The following is a 16082-nucleotide window of genomic DNA, read 5'->3' on the forward strand; positions in this document are numbered from 1 at the left end:
TTTGTCGATTATGTGCCGGGCACGCCGGTCATTTCGGCGAGGATCGCCTCGGCGGCAGCGCGCGGATCCGCGGCATTGACGATCGGTCGCGCGACGACCAGGTGGCTCGATCCGGCCTTTAGTGCTTCCGCTGGCGTCATGACCCGCTTCTGGTCACCCCTGTCGGCGCCCGCGGGTCGAATGCCCGGCGTGACGATCGCCATCTCGGGGCCGACGACTTTGCGCACCGCGCCGGCTTCCTCGGCAGAGCAGACGATGCCGCCCATGCCGGCCGCGCGCGCCTGGTCGGCCCGGCGCAGCACCAGCGTGTGCGGATCGTATTCGTATCCGGCCTCAATGACGTCCTGCGCGTCCATCGAGGTGAGCACGGTGACGCCGAGCAAGCAGAGATCGGAGCCCCTGGCTGCCTCCACGGCCGCCCGCATCGCTTTCGGATAGGCGTGCAGCGTCAGCATCGACATGCCCATCTTGACGATGTTTTCCACGCCCTTCGCCACCGTGTTGTCGATGTCGAGCAGCTTCATGTCGAGGAAGACCTTCTTGCCGTCCTTGGCCAGGTCGCGGGCGAATTCCAGCCCGCCGGCGAAGACGAGCTGGTAGCCGATCTTGTAGAACAGCACGCTGTCGCCGAGCGCGCGGACTTTCGCCTCGGCGTCCGCGATGGTCGGGACGTCCAGCCCGACGATCAGGCGTTCGCGTGCGTTCATGATCCCATGCCTTTCCAGAACTCCATTGCCGTCCAGTCGCATGTGACGGTTCGATCCGCAAGCCGGAAGGCGAAAAGATCGCCGCCGCTGGTCGGCTGGTCGTGGATCCGGGCCGTCAATGCGTCCGGCGATAGGTCCAGAGCTGCGCCGGCGGAATGTTGCGCACGACGAAATCCAGATGGCTGATCCGGTAGCGGCCAGGCATGGCGGGGACCGGTGAGACGGGTCCGTAGGAGATCTGCACCACCGGACGTCCAACGGGAATTCGCCGCAGCAGATCCTCGATCAGCGCTACGCGGCGATGCATGGGGAAGTTGAGGAGCGGGACCGCGGAGATGACGCTGTCGAACTGCTGGTCCTTCAGTGCGCCAAGGGTGTTGTCGAGGTCGAAAGCATCACCGTTGATGAACTTCACGCCCTCGAACCGCTCGACCAGATGGTTATAGAAGTCCGCTGAATATTCGACCGAGACGATCTTGGCCGATGCGACGCCCGCCTTCAGGATCGCCTTCGTGATTGCGCCCGTTCCCGGCCCGAGTTCCAGAACAGGCAGGCCCGAACTCGGGTTGATCACGCTGGCCATCCGCCGCGCGGTGACCGAAGATGTTGGGATGATGGAGCCGACGGCACGCGTGTTGTTGATCCAGCCCTTGAAGAAGCGGATCTCCTCGCCAAATTTCCGTCCGAGGTGTTCTTTGACCTTACCGCGCAAATTCATGTCCACTCCCCCGACTATGACGGCTGCTGCTTAGGCGCCTTCCCGGTGATTCGGAAGATGCTTCTGGAGTATTTGTTTCCGCGTGCGGCAAAAACAAGTCATCTTGCGACGGTTTCACGCTCCGCTTGCGACTGTCCAGGTGCGCGCTCACCCCGTTTTGCGGCATCCAGACCCGGAGAAACGCCCAGTCGCCTTGCCAGAGACAATGCATCGAACGGCGCTCTGAGTTTTACGTCCGTATTGTCGAAGTAGACGAACACATCGGGCGTGCGATTTGCGCGGAGCCGTCGCCGTCAACAGCCGCCGGGCATCTCTGGCTCACCGCCTTCGCTCCAGCGGCGGCCCGTTGACCGTGTCGGCACAAACGAGGACAACCCGACAGACCGCCGGCGGCAAGGGAGAAACCGGCTTTGGGCCTCTTCGTTCCGAAACGCGGATCAGACCCGCATCGGCATCAGCACGTAGAGCGCATCGTCGCCGGCAAGATCGCGCACGAGCGTCGGCGAACCTGGATCCGCCAGCAGGAACACGGCTTCCTCGCCGGAAAGCTGGGCGGTGATGTCGAGCAGGTATTTCGCGTTGAAGCCGATCTCCAGCGGGTCGCTGTCATACCCGACCGGCACCTCTTCGGTGGCGCTGCCCGAATCCGGATTGTTGACGGTCAGTGTCATCTGGCCTTCGGCGAGCGACAGCTTGACCGCGCGGCCGCGCTCGGACGAGATGGTCGAAACCCGGTCGACGGCCTGGGCAAAGGACTGGCAGTCGATCCGCAGTTCCTTCTCGTTGTTGGTCGGGATGACGCGCTGGTAGTCCGGGAAGGTCCCGTCGATCAGCTTCGAAGTCAGCACGACCGAGCCGATGGTGAAACGGATTTTTGCATCCGACACCTCGACCGTCACAACCAGGTCCGGATTGTCGACCAGCTTCTGCAGTTCGCCGACCGTCTTGCGCGGGATGATGATGCCCGGCATGCCCTCGGAACCGGATGGCGCCTCGACATCGGCGCGCGCCAGGCGATGGCCGTCGGTGGCGACGGCCCGCAGCTTCAACTGGCCGGCGTTTTCGATCGTGTGGATGAAAATGCCGTTCAGATAGTATCGCGTCTCCTCCGTCGAGATCGCAAACTGCGTGCGGTCGATCAGCATCTTCAGGTCGGTCGCCTTGAGGCGGAACGTATGACTGAAGCTGCCCGCGGTCAGGTCGGGGAAATCGGACTGCGGCAGGCATTGCAGCGAGAACTTGGAGCGGCCGGAAGTGACGGTCATGGCCGCGCCGTCCGGCGTATTTGCGAGCAGCACTTCCGAACCGTCCGCCAGCTTGCGGACGATGTCGTACAGCAGGTGCGCGGGAACGGTCGTGGCGCCGGCCTGTTCGATCTGTGCCGGCGTTGCCTCGGTGACCTCGAGGTCCAGGTCGGTGGCCTTCATCTCGAGGCTCCCCCCATCCGCGCGCAAGAGCACGTTGGAGAGGATCGGTATCGTGTTGCGCCGCTCGACCACGCGATGGACGTGGTTCAGCGATTTCAGAAGGTTGGACCGTTCGATGGTGATGCGCATGGACGTACCGCTTTCGACCCTGCCCGCCGGCTCGCCGGCGCGACGTCTTTTCTGTTGCCGGCTGGCGCCGGAAGATGTGGAGGGGCAAATTGGCAGATTTTCGTGTGCAAATGCAAGAGGCTCGGCGATCGTCGCCGGGGAAACCGATGCCGGGTGCAAGCCTTGCGGGCTTGCCGCGCGCTCCGGCCTCGCCCATAAGGAGGCGGGATAGCGCATTTGCGCCGGATGATAGCAGGAACGCACGCTTCAGATGCAGGAAGAACCGCACAAGGGGAGCGCCTCCGTGGCCCGCAGTTACCGCCTCCACGGGGTGATGGTCCCGGCGCGCCCACTCGAGCCGGCGCTCTATCTGGTGGCGACGCCGATCGGCAATCTGGGCGACATCACGCTGCGCGCGCTGGAGACGCTGGCCGGGGCCGACGTGCTTGCCTGCGAGGATACCCGCGTCAGCCGCGTGCTGCTGGATCGCTACGGCATCGCCACGCGTCCTTACGCCTACCACGAGCACAACGCCGATGAGGTCGGTCCCAGGCTGGTCGCGGCGCTCGAACAGGGCAAATCGGTGGCACTCGTCTCCGATGCGGGCACGCCGCTGGTGTCCGATCCCGGCTACCGTCTGGGCCAGCTGGCGCTTTCTGCCGGCTGCAAGGTCGTCCCTATCCCCGGGCCGTCGGCGCCCCTGGCCGCCCTTGTCGGATCCGGCCTGCCGAACGACGCCTTTCTCTTTGCCGGCTTCCTGCCGGTCAAGGACAAGGCGCGCCGCGATCGCCTGGGCGAGTTCGGCCGAGTGGATGCGACCTTGATTTTCTTCGAGTCGCCGCATCGGATCGCGGCGACGCTCACCGCCGCGGCCGAGGTGCTTGGCGATCAAAGGCAGGCGGCGGTCTGCCGCGAGCTGACCAAGACGTTCGAGGAGTTTCGCCGGGGATCGCTCGCCGAGCTTGCCGCGCACTATCAGGCAAATCCGCAGGTCAAGGGTGAAATCGTGCTGGTGGTCGGCCCGCCGACCGAAGCGGCTGTCCCCGAAATCGCCGACGTCGATGCGCTGCTTGCCGCTTTGGCGCAGGAGATGCCCGCCGGCAAGGCCGCCACGGAGGCGGCGCGCCAGACGGGCCTGCCGCGCCGCGATCTCTACCAGCGCCTCGTCGGCATGAAGGCGCGCGATGGGGACTGAAGCGGAACGAAAGCTCCGCCGAAGGGCCTTTCGCCGTGGCCATGTCGCGGAATTCGTGGCCGCCCTCTATCTGCTCGCCAAAGGCTACCGCGTGCTGGCCGTCCGCTACCGCACGAAGGTCGGAGAGATCGACATCATTGCCCGCAAGCGCGACCTCGTCATTTGCGTCGAGGTGAAGGCGCGGCGGAGCGAGGAGAGCGCGGTCTTCGCGGTGACGGGAACGGCCCAGCGGCGGATCCGCGCCGCAAGCGACCTGTGGCTCGCCCGCCAGCGCGATGCGCATCGGCTATCCGTGCGATACGATATCATCGCGGTTCTGCCGTGGCGTATCCCGCGGCACCTGCCGGATGCGTTCTGAACCCAGGTAACCAGACCCGGATTCATCGATCGATAAAATTTGACCGAACATCTGCACTCCGTCCTTACGTCCCGCCCGCTATGGTTGCCAATGAACCATCGTGCGGAGTTGTAATGGTCTGGAAACTGATGCTTGCGGGCGTGATCGGCATGGCGGCCAAGACGCTGCCGCTGCCAATGGCGCCGTCGCGGCCGCTGATCGCGGCCTCCATGGACGAGATGGAGATGGTCGATGCGCCGATCGAGCCGTCGTTGATCGTGTCCGGTGAGCCGCACGCCCGGGTCGCGCTGCATTCGCGCGGCCATGACGATCAGTCGACCACGGCAGTCTGGGATTGCACTGCGGGCACCTTCCGCTGGTATTTCGGCTGGGACGAGACGGTGATGATCCTTGAGGGCGAGGTGCATGTCCTCGCCGAGGACGGCAGCGAACGCATGCTTCGCGCCGGCGACATCGCCTATTTTGCCGGCAAGACCTGGGCGACGTGGCAGGTCGATAGATACGTTCGCAAGATCGCCTTCTGTCGCAAGCAGTTTCCAGCCCCGATCGCCACGGCGTTGCGGCTGCGCGACATGATGCGCGCCGGACGTGGCCGGGGCGGGCTCGCCGCCTGAGGCATCGATCGTGCTGTTTACGGGCGGGGCGCCGCCCGTTGCGTTTGCCGGGGCGCAAGCCTAAATGTGGGCGGCAATCCGTGAGGAAAACATTCCATGGCAAAGATCAAGAACGTCGCGGTCCAGATGGACCACGTGTCCACCATCAATATCAGCGGCGATTCCACCTTCGCCATGAGTCTCGAAGCCCAGGCGCGCGGCTACCAACTCTTCCACTACACGCCCGACAAGCTCAGCCTTCGCGATGGCAAGGTCTTTGCGACCGTCGAGCCGATGCAGCTTCGCGACGTCAAGGGTGACCACTACGAGTTGGGCGAACCCGAGCGGGTCGACCTGTCGACGATGGACGTGGTGCTGTTGCGCCAGGACCCGCCCTTCGACATGGCCTACATCACCTCCACCCATCTTTTGGAGCGCATCCATCCGAAGACGCTGGTGGTGAACGATCCCGCCTGGGTGCGCAACTCGCCGGAGAAGATCTTCGTCACCGAATTCGCCGACCTGATGCCGGCAACGCTGATCACCCGCGACCCGGCCGAGATCCGCCGCTTCCGCGAGGAGATGGGCGACATCATCCTCAAGCCCCTCTATGGAAACGGCGGCGCCGGCGTCTTCCACTCGACCCGCGACGACCGCAACCTCTCTTCGCTGCTCGAAATGTTCGGGCAGATGTTCCGCGAGCCCTTCATCGCCCAGGCCTATCTGCCGGACGTGCGCAAGGGCGACAAGCGCATCCTGCTCGTCGACGGCGAGCCGGTCGGTGCGATCAACCGCGTGCCCGCCGAGCACGATGCCCGCTCGAACATGCATGCCGGCGGCCGTCCCGAGGCGACCGAACTGACCGCCCGCGAGATCGAGATCTGCAAGCGGATCGGCCCGTCGCTGCGCGAACGCGGCTTCCTGTTCGTCGGCATCGACGTCATCGGCGACTACATGACCGAGATCAACGTCACCTCGCCGACCGGCATCCGCGAGGTGCGGAAATTCGGTGGCGCCGACGTCTCGAGCCTCCTGTGGGATGCGATTGAACGCAAACGCGCCTGAGCAACCTGCGCCGGCGTCTGATCGAAGAGGCGCCGGCACCGCCATCCATCCGCTCTCCGCGATCCCCTATTCGCTTTGGTCGTAGGAGAACTGAATCCCCGCCGTGCCGCCCGTTTCGATGAACAGGTTCATGAAGGCGGGCACTGTTTCCTTGCGCGACCAGTCGCGTTGCAATTCACAGAAGAGTTGCGGCACGCTGGTCATCTTGCCGCCCGCCTGCTCTATGCGGCGCAGGCCCGCCTCGTGCGCGGCGAGCGATGTGCCGCCAACCGCGTCGACGACATAGACCTCATAGCCCGCCTGCAGCGCGTCGATGGCCGGAAACGTGAGGCGCGCTTCGGTCCATTCTTTCGACCGGTTTCCTCGACCGCGCGCCGGAATTCCACGTCTTCCCAGGAGTTGATCGTCGTACGATCGTAGGTCGGGCATCGTTCCAACGCCTTGCGCACTTGCGGAATCGGCGGCTTGTTCAGGCCGGTTTTGACATTGACCGTCGAGTGCACGATCGGCAGCCCGTACACGACAGCCGCCTTGGCAGCGCCGACGATGTTGTTGACCAGAAGTTGACGGTCCATTGAGGCGATGGAGTTCACCTGGACCGGCTGGTAATCGATAATGATGAAGGCTGAATTCTTTGGTGTCAGAAGGTGATCGGTGCTCGGATCGCGGACAGGTTCACTGACCATGACTTCCTCCTTGGGTATGCGGTGGATGTCTGTTGGATACGTGGCGCTTGACTTGGAGCGTTCCGCTGCGGGTGATGGCCGGATAGCGCTTGGATATTACGCTGCCTTCTTGTTCTCGAATACATTGCTCCCGTCGCATTTCGCCCGCGGTCCTGAATAGGCGGTCGCGTTTGTTCTCATGCGTGCGGTGTTTGCAACCGGGCGCAACCGGTTTGCACGGCCTGGCTGAAAATTGTTCCGTAAATGTTCTTGTTCCATTCCGCTTTCTATGACAGATTGTGATGACGTCGGATGAGGCGATCGGCGGCAGACTGTTTGGGGGACGGTCATGGTGGCACGGGTCAGTACGGTGGCGTTTCAGGGCATTGACGGCGTTCCCGTCGAGGTCCAGGTGATGGTGGCGCCCGGCAGGGTCGGCATGCAGATCGTCGGGCTCCCTGACAAGGCCGTCGCCGAGAGCCGGGAACGGGTTCAGGCCGCACTGCACGCATCGGGTCTCGCCTTGCCCGCCAAGCGGGTCACGGTCAATCTGGCGCCGGCAGACCTGCCCAAGGAGGGAAGCCATTTCGATCTTCCGATCGCGCTCGGCCTGATGGCGGCGCTCGGCGCCATTCCGGCCGATGCGCTGGAGGGTTACGTCGTCATCGGCGAACTCAACCTCGACGGTACGATTGCGGCAATCGCCGGCGCTCTGCCGGCGGCCATCGGCGCCAATGCGCTCGGCAAGGGACTCATTTGTCCAGCCGACAGTGGTGCCGAGGCGGCCTGGGCCGGCGCGGAGATCGACATTCTGGCGCCTCGCAGCCTGATTGCGCTCGCTAACCATTTTCGCGGCACGCAGGTGCTCAGCCGGCCCGAGCCCGCCATTCGCGCCGCACCCGCCAACCTGCCGGATCTTGCCGACATCAAGGGTCAGGAGAGTGCAAAGCGCGCGCTGGAGGTGGCTGCGGCCGGTGGACACAATCTCCTGATGGTCGGGCCGCCCGGCTCCGGCAAGTCGATGCTGGCCGCCCGCCTGCCGTCGATCCTGCCGCCGCTCGCACCGGCCGAACTGCTCGAAGTCTCGATGATCCATTCGATCGCAGGCCAACTCGCCGGCGGCAAGCTGTCCGATCGCCGCCCCTATCGGGCGCCGCATCATTCGGCGACGATGGCCGCTCTTGTCGGCGGCGGCTTGCGCGCCCGGCCCGGAGAGGCGTCACTCGCCCACCACGGCGTTCTCTTCCTCGACGAGTTCCCGGAGTTCTCGCCGCGGGTGCTCGATGCGCTGCGTCAGCCGCTCGAAACCGGCGAATGCGTGATTGCGCGCGCCAATCATCGCGTCAGCTATCCGGCGGCAATCCAGCTGGTCGCGGCCATGAACCCCTGCCGGTGTGGCATGGCGGGTGAGCCGGGTCAGGTCTGCGCGCGCGGGCCGCGCTGCATGGCGGATTACCAGGGGCGCATCTCCGGTCCGCTGATGGACCGCATCGATATCCGCATCGACGTGCCGGCGGTATCGGCGAGCGATCTCATCCGCCCGATGCAGGCAGAATCGAGCGCGACGGTGGCGGCTCGCGTCGCGCGTGCCCGCGAGGTCCAGCGCGATCGTTTCGTTGCCCTTGGCAGCGCGGAGGTTTCCATCAACGCCCGTGCTTCGACGGCGCTGATCGAGCGCATCGCGGAGCCTGACCCCGGCGGCCTGCAGCTCTTGCGGGATGCTGCGGAGAAAATGCGGTTCTCCGCCCGCGGCTACCATCGCGTGCTCAAGGTCGCCCGCACCCTGGCCGACCTCGACGGCAAGGACAGTGTTGGCCGCATCCATCTTGCCGAGGCGATCTCCTATCGTATCGCCGGGGAACGGCTGACGGTCGCCGCCTGAGGCCAGTTTTGACGCCGGGACGCGGCGGTCGCAGGCGGGTCACGACAGGCTGGGCCCGCAGCCACGACGGGGCTGGTATGAAGACAGACTTGCGCGCGTTCTCGGAAGGCATTGTCCGGGCGGATTGTGCTGCCGGCTTGAGAGCACCTTCGGGAACCGAGCCGCTTTCAGGCAACGATTGGCACACAAGGCCCGACACACAGTAATCAGCACACAACGGTCTCGCCGACCGCAATGACAATGGCGGTACGTGCGATGGTTGCGACCGCGCAATGGCCAGCAGGGCACACCGATGGTGCGCCCTGCAAATTCTCCACTGTCGCTGCGATCAGCCGCCAAGACCCTCGAACAGCGCGGTCGAGAGATAGCGCTCGGCAAAGGAGGGAATGATGACGACGATGGTCTTGCCTTCGTTCTCCGGCCGTTTGCCGACCTTGATGGCGGCGGCGAGTGCTGCACCGGCGGAGATGCCGACCGGCACGCCCTCGAGCCTTGCCACCAGGCGGGCGTTTTCGAAGGCCTCGTCGTTGGCCACGGTGACGACTTCGTCATAGATCTTGGTGTCGAGGATCGCCGGCGCAAAGCCTGCACCGATCCCCTGTATCTTGTGCGGGCCGGGATTGCCGCCGGACAGAACGGGGCTGTCCGCCGGCTCGACGGCAACCACCTTGACGCTCGGCTTCTTCGCCTTCAGCACCTGTCCGGCGCCGGTGATCGTGCCGCCGGTGCCGATGCCGGAGACGAGAATGTCGACCTGGCCCTCGGTGTCGTTCCAGATTTCCTCCGCCGTTGTCTTGCGGTGAATCTCCGGATTGGCCGGGTTCTCGAACTGGTGGGGAATGATCGCGTCGGGAACCGTCGCCGCCAGTTCCTCGGCCTTGGCGATCGCGCCCTTCATGCCTTTCGACCCTTCCGTCAGCACGAGCTCCGCGCCGAGCAGCGCCACCATCTTGCGCCGCTCGACCGACATGGTTTCCGGCATGGTCAGGATCAGCCGGTAACCCTTGGCCGCTGCGGCGAAGGCGAGGGCGATGCCGGTGTTGCCGGAGGTCGGCTCGATCAGCGTCGATTTTCCGGGGGTGATCTTACCCTGCGCCTCGAGCGCTTCGATCATCGCTACCCCGATACGGTCCTTCACCGAAGCGATCGGGTTGAAGAATTCGAGCTTTGCCAGAAGGTTCGCCTTCACGCCCTTTTCCTTGGCCAGCTTGTCGAGCCGCACGATCGGAGTGTCGCCGATCGTCTCGATGATCGAGGCGTAGACACGGCCGCGGCCGGGCTTGCGGGGTTCAGACATATTCGGCTCCCTTTCAATCTTCGAATGTTGTGCGGAGAATAGGTTCTAAGACGTGCGGAAGCCAGTGCCGCATCATCCACGGATTGTCCGCGAATTGAAAAAATCGCATTCCAATGCGGTTGAAGACGGATCTTTATTTCACGCTGCGCGGGTTGCGATGTAGGCTGCGGTGCTTGCCAGTATGCCTGCCGCCACGCGGTTGAGGCCCCGAAGGGCGCTCGGCCCCTTCAGAAGCGTTCGGGCGCGCGATGCCAGCGCCATGTAAGGAATGAGCACCACCAGGAGCACGATGAAGGTCGCGCCGAGCAGCAAGCCGTAGTCTTCGAGACCGATCGCGCCGAGGTCGATCAGTGTCGGCACCAGCGCCACGTAGAAGAGCATCGTCTTGGGATTGCCGGCCGTTAAAAGCAGTCCGGACAAAAACGACATGGCCATGCTGGAAGAGCGGCGGGCTTCGATCTCCTGCGGCACCAGACCCGTGGTCCAAAGCTTCCAGGCGATGTAGCAGAGATAAAGCGCGCCGGCGATCTTGATCGCCATGAACGCCGTCGTGAAGGTCTGGGCAATGAAGGCCAGGCCAAGGATGACGGCCGTCAGGTAGATCATGTCGCCGAGGATCAGGCCGAGTCCCATGAAGAAGGTTTCGCGGAAGCCAGAGCCGAGCGCACGCGCGACGATGGCGGTGATGCCCGGACCCGGGATCACCGCAGCGATGAAGAGCGCGCCGCTGTAGGCAAGCAAGGCTGCAAGTGTCATGAGATACCTCGGTTTCGCGCGATCTCTACGCCTGTACGGACGCGCATTCAAGCCGGTCGTCGAGACGCGCGGTTGACGATCGGGCGCGCCGCTCTAGCTTCTCCATCGCCGCCGCAAGCACGGCTTTGCCGGGATAGGCAGAGCTTCGTCGCGCCGATCGACGTCTTTTACCCGTCCTCAAAAGGAGGAACCGCATGTCGCCGACCTCAGCCGAAAAACGCAGGCTCGCGCCCCTGAAGACGCCTTCGGGTCTCGCCTCGAACGCGATCACCGACATTTCGCACGCGCTGACGGCGCTTCTCGCCGATATATTCGCGCTTTACCTGAAGACCAAGAATTTCCACTGGCACGTGTCTGGTCCGCATTTTCGCGACTATCACTTGCTGCTGGACGAGCAGGCCGAGCAAATCTTCGCGACGACCGATGACATCGCCGAGCGTGCCCGCAAGATTGGCGGCACGACGCTGCGCTCGATCGGCCACGCCGCGCGCCTCCAGCGGATCCCGGACAACGATGCCGACTACGTCACCCCGGAAGACATGCTGGCCGAACTTCTGGAGGACAACAAGCACCTCGTTTCGCTTTTGCGCGAGACGCATGGTCTGTGCGACGAGCACGGCGACGTAGCGACCGCAAGCCTGCTCGAGAACTGGATCGACGAGGCCGAGCGCCGCACCTGGTTCCTGTTCGAAACGACGCGGCAGGCCAAGTAGCAGGACCGTTCGTGGGTCAATGTAAGGTGCGCCGTCGGCAGCAGGCGCAGGGACGCTGCTCTCCGCCTAGCTGGCGTTCCGCCGCAGCACGCGCGCCGGCGACCAGCCGAGATTCATGCCCATCGCCGCAACCAGGATCACGGCCGCGCCGGCAACCTGCATCGGCTGCAGGGCATGGCCGAAGGCCACGCGGTCGACGAGGATCGCCGCCACGGGGTAGATGAAGGAAAGTGCGCCGGTCAGATGGGTCGGCAGCTTCTGGATCGCCCCGTAGAGCAGCACATACATCAGTCCCGTGTGGACGATGCCGAGCGTTGCCAGGCTCGACCAGGCGGCAGGGGACGACGGCAGCGCCGAAAAATCGGCAAACGGCAGCAGCATCACGACGCCGGTGGCAACCTGGATCAGGGCGATCAGGTGTGGCGGCGTGCCCTTCAGCCCCTTGGCGGCGATGGCGGCCAGCGCGTAGAAGAAGGCGGCACCGAGCGAATACGCGATCCCGAGAGCGTAGTCGGCGCCGCCGAAATCGCCGGCCGGCTTGGCCTGGACGATTGCCACCATGCCGGCAAAGGACAACGCCAGCCAGGACAGTTTGGCCGCCGTGATCTGCTCCCTGAAGAACAGCGCGCCGAGCGCCAGCAGCATGAACGGCTGGGTATTGTAGACGGTGGTGGCGATCGAGATCGAAGCCAGCGGATAGGCGGCGAACAGCAGCAGCCAGTTGGCGACGATCGCGACGCCGCCAAGGACGGCAAGGGCAAACCGTCGCCGCGTAAGCAAACCGGGGCGCAACAACCCGAGGACCCCGCAAATGGCGGCAAGGGCGACCGTGCCGATCGCGCAGCGCCAGAACACCACGTTCAGTGTCGGCTGGCCGGAGACCAGCACGAACCAGCCGATCGTTCCGGAAATCAGCATGGCGGCGGTCATTTCGATCGAGCCGGTGCGGATTGTCTTGTCCATGGGGCTGTGTCTCCTTCAATGTGATGTGCGAAGAATATGAGACGCGGTATCAGATCTCCATGGAGTTTATTAGGGTATATGCTATCATCGCTTCATAATCTTAGGCGTTTTGAGCGGATTTATGATTATGGATGATACAGACAGGCGCATTCTGTTGCTTCTGGCGGAGAACGCCCGGTTGTCGCTGAAGGAGTTGGCCGCAGCGACGGAGCTGTCGTCCCCGAGTGTGGCCGAGCGGCTGCGCAAGCTGGAGGAGCGCGGCGTCATCGACGCCTTCACCATCGACGTCAATCCACAGCATTTCGGCTATTCGCTGCAGGCGATCGTGCGGGTACGCCCGCTGCCCGGCCAGTTGCATATCGTCGAGCGCCTGATCCAGGAGATGCCGCAATGCGTCGAGTGCGACAAGGTCACCGGCGACGACTGTTTTATTGTCCGGCTCTACCTGCGCTCGATGGAGGAGCTCGACACATTGCTCGATGGCATCGCCGAACGGGCGCAGACGAACACCTCGCTGGTGAAGGCCACGCCCGTCAGGCGGCGGCTGCCGGGACTGTTGCCGTAGCCGCGGCCTCAGGGGCCCGTGGCGATCAGAACTCGGCCATTGGCGATAGCCGACCGGGTCCTGACAGCGTGGGGCCGGCCTTGCTGCGCAGCATGAACCGCAGTTCACCCTCTTCGGCTACCGCCTCGCCCTGCCAGTCGAGTCTGTCGGGCGGAAACGCCACGTCGACCTTTGCCGGTCGGATGCCGAGCGCCTGCAGGATCGCGGTCAGTGCAGGGAGCTGCGCGGCGACGACGTCGAGCAGTTCGAAGGTGCCATCTTCCCGATCGCGCCAGGCGACGATCGAATGTTGCTCCGGCAAGTGGCTTAGCTTTAGTCCGTCGAGCATCGCGGCGTTCAGCAGGAACATGGTGGACTGCTGCGTGACGGCAAAGCGCTGTGAAACCGCTACGCGATCCGCCAGAAGACGCCGAACCAGCGCGAGGTCATCCGCATGGCCGAGGTCGATCGCCCGCGCCGATGGCGGTCCGTCCGGAATTTGCGGCGCCGGACCGCGAAAGCGGTGCTCCAGCACGATCGCAAATCCATAGCGCTCGTAGAGGGCCGGCTTGTCGGTGTAGAGCGAAACTGCCTCGAAACCGTGTGCATCGCAGCGTTCGAGGGTGCGACGAATGAGGTCCCTGAACAGCCCGCGGCCGCGATACTCCGTCCGCACGGCGCCGGACTGCAGGCCGGCCGCCTTCACCATCCGCCCGTCGATCATGAGCGGCATGGAAAATGCGGTGAAGTTGGCGATACACCGTCCGCCCGCATCGAAATAGGCCGACGGCATGCTGCTGGGGTCTGGACCGCCCAGCCGGTCGAGCGGGTCAAGATCGATGCCGAACACGTCATCGAGCAGATCCTTGAAGGCGGCCCACCCGGCGGGATCGGCGAAAAAGTCCTCGCGATGGATCAAGCCGGTGCGGTCGTTCATTGCACGCCGGTCGAGCCGAAGCCGCCGGCGCCGCGACCAGTCTCGCCGGCAATTGCGGCCTCTCGCACCGCCACCTGCACCACGGGGGCGATCACCATCTGGGCGATGCGCATGCCGCGTTCGACGACGAACTTCTCGTCGCCCAGATTGATCAGCAGCACCTGCACCTCGCCGCGATAGTCGCTGTCGATCGTGCCGGGCGTGTTGAGGCAGGTGATGCCGTGCTTGAAGGCGAGCCCGGAGCGTGGCCGGACCTGCCCTTCGTACCCCGCGGGGATTTCGAAGACGAAGCCGGTCGGCACCAATACCCGCTTGCCCGGACGGATCACCAAGCGGTCGCCCTCGCTGATCGCTGCCCGCAGGTCCATCCCCGCCGCGCCGGCGGATTCATAGGTCGGCAGGTCGAGGCCGTCGCCATGCGGCAGGCGGACAAGATTGAGGGTCGGAATGGCGGTCGCTTTGGTCATGGTCATGAATGCATAAACCGTCCGCGGGTTTCCTCCGTCAATTTGCAAATCGCCGAGGAAACCAGTAGAAGGCGCGCGATCAACAGGAAATTCAGAGAGCATGGCCGAAAGTCTCGCCGAGGCGGTCTCCCGCCGCCGCACATTCGCAATTATTGCGCATCCGGATGCCGGTAAAACGACCCTCACAGAAAAGCTGCTCTTGTTCGGTGGCGCGATCCAGCTTGCCGGCGAGGTCAAGGCGAAGAAGGACCGCATCCAGACCCGTTCGGACTGGATGAAGATCGAGCGCGAGCGCGGCATCTCGGTCGTCACCTCGGTGATGACCTTCGAGTACGAGGGCAATGTCTTCAACATCCTCGACACGCCCGGCCACGAGGACTTCGCCGACGACACCTACCGCACGCTGACGGCGGTCGACGCGGCCGTCATGGTCATCGACGCCGCCAAGGGCATCGAGCCGCGCACCTTGAAGCTGTTCGAGGTGTGCCGCATGCGTGACATCCCGATCATCACCTTCATCAACAAGATGGACCGCGAGAGCCGCGACGTCTTCGAGATCCTCGACGAGGTGGAGGAGAAGCTGGCGCTCGACTGCGCGCCGGTCACCTGGCCGATCGGCCGCTCGAAGACCTTCTGCGGATCCTACCATCTGGGCACCAACGAGGTGCGCGGTGCAGACACGCAGGAACGCCTCACCAAGGTCAACGACCCGGAAATGGCGTCGCATCGCCTGCCCGAGAACGAGCGCGAAGCCTTCATCGAAGAACTGACGCTGGCGATCGAGGCCTGCAAGCCCTTCGACAAGAAAGCGTTCCTCGAAGGCCACCTGACGCCGGTCTTCTTCGGCTCGGCTCTGCGCAATTTCGGCGTTCGCGATCTTATCAACGCGCTCGGCGCCTATGCGCCGCCGCCGCGCGACCAGGTAGCGGACACCCGCACCGTGCATGCGGCGGAAGACAAGATGACGGCCTTCGTCTTCAAGATCCAGGCGAACATGGACCCCAACCACCGCGACCGCATTGCCTTTGCCCGCGTCTGCTCCGGCAAGCTGGAGCGCGGCATGAAAGCCCGGCTTGCGCGTACCGGCAAGCAGCTCGGGCTCTCCGCGCCGCAGTTCTTCTTCGCCTCGCAGCGGCAACTGGCGGATACGGCCTATGCCGGCGACGTCGTCGGCATCCCGAACCACGGCACGCTGCGCATCGGCGACACGCTGACCGAAGGCGAGGCGCTTGTCTTCGAGGGCGTTCCGAACTTCTCGCCGGAAATCCTGCGCCGCGTCCGGCTCGAGGACGCGATGAAGGCAAAGAAGCTGAAGGAAGCGCTGCATCAGATGGCGGAAGAAGGCGTCGTTCAGCTCTTCTCGCCGGAGGACGGTTCGCCCGCGATCGTCGGCGTCGTCGGTGCACTGCAGCTCGACGTTCTGAAGGAGCGTCTGCAGCAGGAGTACGGCCTGCCGGTTTCCTTCGAGATGTCGCGCTTCTCCGTCTGCCGCTGGATCTCCGCCGACAATCCGGCCGATCTGGAAAAGTTCGTCACCGTGCGCCGCGGCGATATCGCTCGCGACCTCGACGGCGATCCGGTGTTCCTGGCGCAGGACGCGTTCTCGCTGCGCTACGAGCATGAGCGTTATCCGGCGATCAAGATGGCCGCGATCAAGGAGTACCACGTCGCCAAGGCGGCGTGATGT

The 16082-nt window shown here is 64.4% G+C and carries 16 protein-coding genes and 2 pseudogenes; 8 read left to right on the top strand and 10 right to left on the bottom strand.

Annotation, left to right across the window (positions count from 1 at the left end; all coding sequences use genetic code 11):
* Positions 1–8: 8 nt before the first annotated feature.
* The 4 genes and pseudogenes from pyrF to dnaN form a co-directional block, all read right to left on the bottom strand.
* Positions 9–707 (bottom strand): orotidine-5'-phosphate decarboxylase, encoded by a 699-nt coding sequence (pyrF, locus tag AC1DDS_RS10905; RefSeq protein ID WP_477478924.1) that lies wholly within the window; start codon positions 705–707, stop codon positions 9–11.
* Positions 704–820 (bottom strand): annotated as a pseudogene (locus AC1DDS_RS10910) (histidine phosphatase family protein); the annotation flags it as partial. The pseudogene AC1DDS_RS10910 and the gene pyrF, both read right to left, overlap by 4 nt.
* 2 nt (positions 821–822) lie before the next feature.
* Positions 823–1425, bottom strand: a complete 603-nt coding sequence (gene pmtA, locus AC1DDS_RS10915; protein WP_477478925.1) for a phospholipid N-methyltransferase PmtA — start codon at positions 1423–1425, stop codon at positions 823–825.
* Positions 1426–1862: 437 nt separating this feature from the next.
* Positions 1863–2981: a DNA polymerase III subunit beta gene (dnaN, locus tag AC1DDS_RS10920; RefSeq protein WP_310411758.1), complete on the bottom strand. Its 1119-nt coding sequence runs from the start codon at positions 2979–2981 to the stop codon at positions 1863–1865.
* Positions 2982–3231: 250 nt separating this feature from the next.
* On the opposite strand from dnaN, the gene rsmI reads away from it, so the two are divergent.
* From rsmI to gshB, 4 genes are all read left to right on the top strand, one after another.
* Complete coding sequence (gene rsmI, locus AC1DDS_RS10925) at positions 3232–4155, top strand: 16S rRNA (cytidine(1402)-2'-O)-methyltransferase (protein WP_477478926.1); 924 nt, start codon at positions 3232–3234, stop codon at positions 4153–4155.
* Positions 4145–4513 carry a YraN family protein gene (locus AC1DDS_RS10930; protein WP_477478927.1) on the top strand — a complete coding sequence of 123 codons (369 nt, stop codon included), beginning with the start codon at positions 4145–4147 and terminating at the stop codon, positions 4511–4513. Before rsmI ends, AC1DDS_RS10930 begins: the two co-directional genes overlap by 11 nt.
* Positions 4514–4626: 113 nt before the next feature.
* Entirely contained in the window at positions 4627–5127 is a 501-nt protein-coding gene (locus AC1DDS_RS10935) for a cupin domain-containing protein (RefSeq protein ID WP_477478928.1), read from the top strand.
* Between the two features lie 96 nt (positions 5128–5223).
* Complete coding sequence (gshB, locus tag AC1DDS_RS10940) at positions 5224–6171, top strand: glutathione synthase (RefSeq protein ID WP_477478929.1); 948 nt, start codon at positions 5224–5226, stop codon at positions 6169–6171.
* A 66-nt stretch (positions 6172–6237) separates the two neighbouring features.
* On the opposite strand, the pseudogene AC1DDS_RS10945 reads toward gshB, so the two are convergent.
* Positions 6238–6857: pseudogene (locus tag AC1DDS_RS10945) on the bottom strand (isochorismatase family protein).
* Positions 6858–7185: 328 nt separating this feature from the next.
* Between AC1DDS_RS10945 and AC1DDS_RS10950 the strand changes: the two are divergent.
* Entirely contained in the window at positions 7186–8718 is a 1533-nt protein-coding gene (locus AC1DDS_RS10950; RefSeq protein WP_477478930.1) for a YifB family Mg chelatase-like AAA ATPase, read from the top strand.
* A gap of 328 nt (positions 8719–9046) precedes the next feature.
* On the opposite strand, the gene cysK is transcribed toward AC1DDS_RS10950, so the two are convergent.
* Together cysK and AC1DDS_RS10960 are read right to left on the bottom strand one after the other, a co-directional pair.
* Positions 9047–10015 carry a cysteine synthase A gene (cysK, locus tag AC1DDS_RS10955; protein WP_310411740.1) on the bottom strand — a complete coding sequence of 323 codons (969 nt, stop codon included), beginning with the start codon at positions 10013–10015 and terminating at the stop codon, positions 9047–9049.
* A 138-nt stretch (positions 10016–10153) separates the two neighbouring features.
* The gene (locus tag AC1DDS_RS10960) at positions 10154–10771 is read right to left on the bottom strand and encodes a LysE family translocator (protein ID WP_477478931.1); all 618 of its coding nucleotides are present in this window, start codon (positions 10769–10771) and stop codon (positions 10154–10156) included.
* Between the two features lie 194 nt (positions 10772–10965).
* Here AC1DDS_RS10960 and AC1DDS_RS10965 point away from each other — a divergent pair, with 194 nt between their 5' ends.
* Positions 10966–11484 carry a Dps family protein gene (locus AC1DDS_RS10965; protein WP_310411733.1) on the top strand — a complete coding sequence of 173 codons (519 nt, stop codon included), beginning with the start codon at positions 10966–10968 and terminating at the stop codon, positions 11482–11484.
* Between the two features lie 66 nt (positions 11485–11550).
* Here AC1DDS_RS10965 and AC1DDS_RS10970 read toward each other — a convergent pair whose 3' ends face one another.
* Complete coding sequence (locus tag AC1DDS_RS10970; protein WP_477478932.1) at positions 11551–12447, bottom strand: DMT family transporter; 897 nt, start codon at positions 12445–12447, stop codon at positions 11551–11553.
* 124 nt (positions 12448–12571) lie between these two features.
* Here AC1DDS_RS10970 and AC1DDS_RS10975 point away from each other — a divergent pair, with 124 nt between their 5' ends.
* Complete coding sequence (locus tag AC1DDS_RS10975; RefSeq protein WP_477479016.1) at positions 12572–13012, top strand: Lrp/AsnC family transcriptional regulator; 441 nt, start codon at positions 12572–12574, stop codon at positions 13010–13012.
* 25 nt (positions 13013–13037) lie between these two features.
* Here the strand turns inward: AC1DDS_RS10975 and AC1DDS_RS10980 are convergent, their stop codons facing one another.
* Positions 13038–13928 (bottom strand): GNAT family N-acetyltransferase, encoded by an 891-nt coding sequence (locus tag AC1DDS_RS10980; protein ID WP_477478933.1) that lies wholly within the window; start codon positions 13926–13928, stop codon positions 13038–13040.
* Complete coding sequence (dut, locus tag AC1DDS_RS10985) at positions 13925–14395, bottom strand: dUTP diphosphatase (protein ID WP_477479017.1); 471 nt, start codon at positions 14393–14395, stop codon at positions 13925–13927. Before dut ends, AC1DDS_RS10980 begins: the two co-directional genes overlap by 4 nt.
* Before the next feature lie 100 nt (positions 14396–14495).
* On the opposite strand from dut, the gene AC1DDS_RS10990 reads away from it, so the two are divergent.
* Positions 14496–16079 (top strand): peptide chain release factor 3, encoded by a 1584-nt coding sequence (locus tag AC1DDS_RS10990; RefSeq protein WP_477478934.1) that lies wholly within the window; start codon positions 14496–14498, stop codon positions 16077–16079.
* The last annotated feature ends 3 nt before the right edge of the window (positions 16080–16082 follow it).

The sequence above is a fragment of the Mycoplana sp. 10N416 genome (genome assembly GCF_056394765.1).

What these genes read in the sequence shown, in the direction of transcription:
- pyrF (WP_477478924.1), bottom strand. Translation starts at nt 707, where the DNA reads ATGAACGCACGCGAACGCCTGATCGTCGGGCTGGACGTCCCGACCATC.
- pmtA (WP_477478925.1), bottom strand. Translation starts at nt 1,425, where the DNA reads ATGAATTTGCGCGGTAAGGTCAAAGAACACCTCGGACGGAAATTTGGC.
- dnaN (WP_310411758.1), bottom strand. Translation starts at nt 2,981, where the DNA reads ATGCGCATCACCATCGAACGGTCCAACCTTCTGAAATCGCTGAACCAC.
- rsmI (WP_477478926.1), top strand. Translation starts at nt 3,232, where the DNA reads ATGCAGGAAGAACCGCACAAGGGGAGCGCCTCCGTGGCCCGCAGTTAC.
- AC1DDS_RS10930 (WP_477478927.1), top strand. Translation starts at nt 4,145, where the DNA reads ATGGGGACTGAAGCGGAACGAAAGCTCCGCCGAAGGGCCTTTCGCCGT.
- AC1DDS_RS10935 (WP_477478928.1), top strand. Translation starts at nt 4,627, where the DNA reads ATGGTCTGGAAACTGATGCTTGCGGGCGTGATCGGCATGGCGGCCAAG.
- gshB (WP_477478929.1), top strand. Translation starts at nt 5,224, where the DNA reads ATGGCAAAGATCAAGAACGTCGCGGTCCAGATGGACCACGTGTCCACC.
- AC1DDS_RS10950 (WP_477478930.1), top strand. Translation starts at nt 7,186, where the DNA reads ATGGTGGCACGGGTCAGTACGGTGGCGTTTCAGGGCATTGACGGCGTT.
- cysK (WP_310411740.1), bottom strand. Translation starts at nt 10,015, where the DNA reads ATGTCTGAACCCCGCAAGCCCGGCCGCGGCCGTGTCTACGCCTCGATC.
- AC1DDS_RS10960 (WP_477478931.1), bottom strand. Translation starts at nt 10,771, where the DNA reads ATGACACTTGCAGCCTTGCTTGCCTACAGCGGCGCGCTCTTCATCGCT.
- AC1DDS_RS10965 (WP_310411733.1), top strand. Translation starts at nt 10,966, where the DNA reads ATGTCGCCGACCTCAGCCGAAAAACGCAGGCTCGCGCCCCTGAAGACG.
- AC1DDS_RS10970 (WP_477478932.1), bottom strand. Translation starts at nt 12,447, where the DNA reads ATGGACAAGACAATCCGCACCGGCTCGATCGAAATGACCGCCGCCATG.
- AC1DDS_RS10980 (WP_477478933.1), bottom strand. Translation starts at nt 13,928, where the DNA reads ATGAACGACCGCACCGGCTTGATCCATCGCGAGGACTTTTTCGCCGAT.
- dut (WP_477479017.1), bottom strand. Translation starts at nt 14,395, where the DNA reads ATGACCAAAGCGACCGCCATTCCGACCCTCAATCTTGTCCGCCTGCCG.
- AC1DDS_RS10990 (WP_477478934.1), top strand. Translation starts at nt 14,496, where the DNA reads ATGGCCGAAAGTCTCGCCGAGGCGGTCTCCCGCCGCCGCACATTCGCA.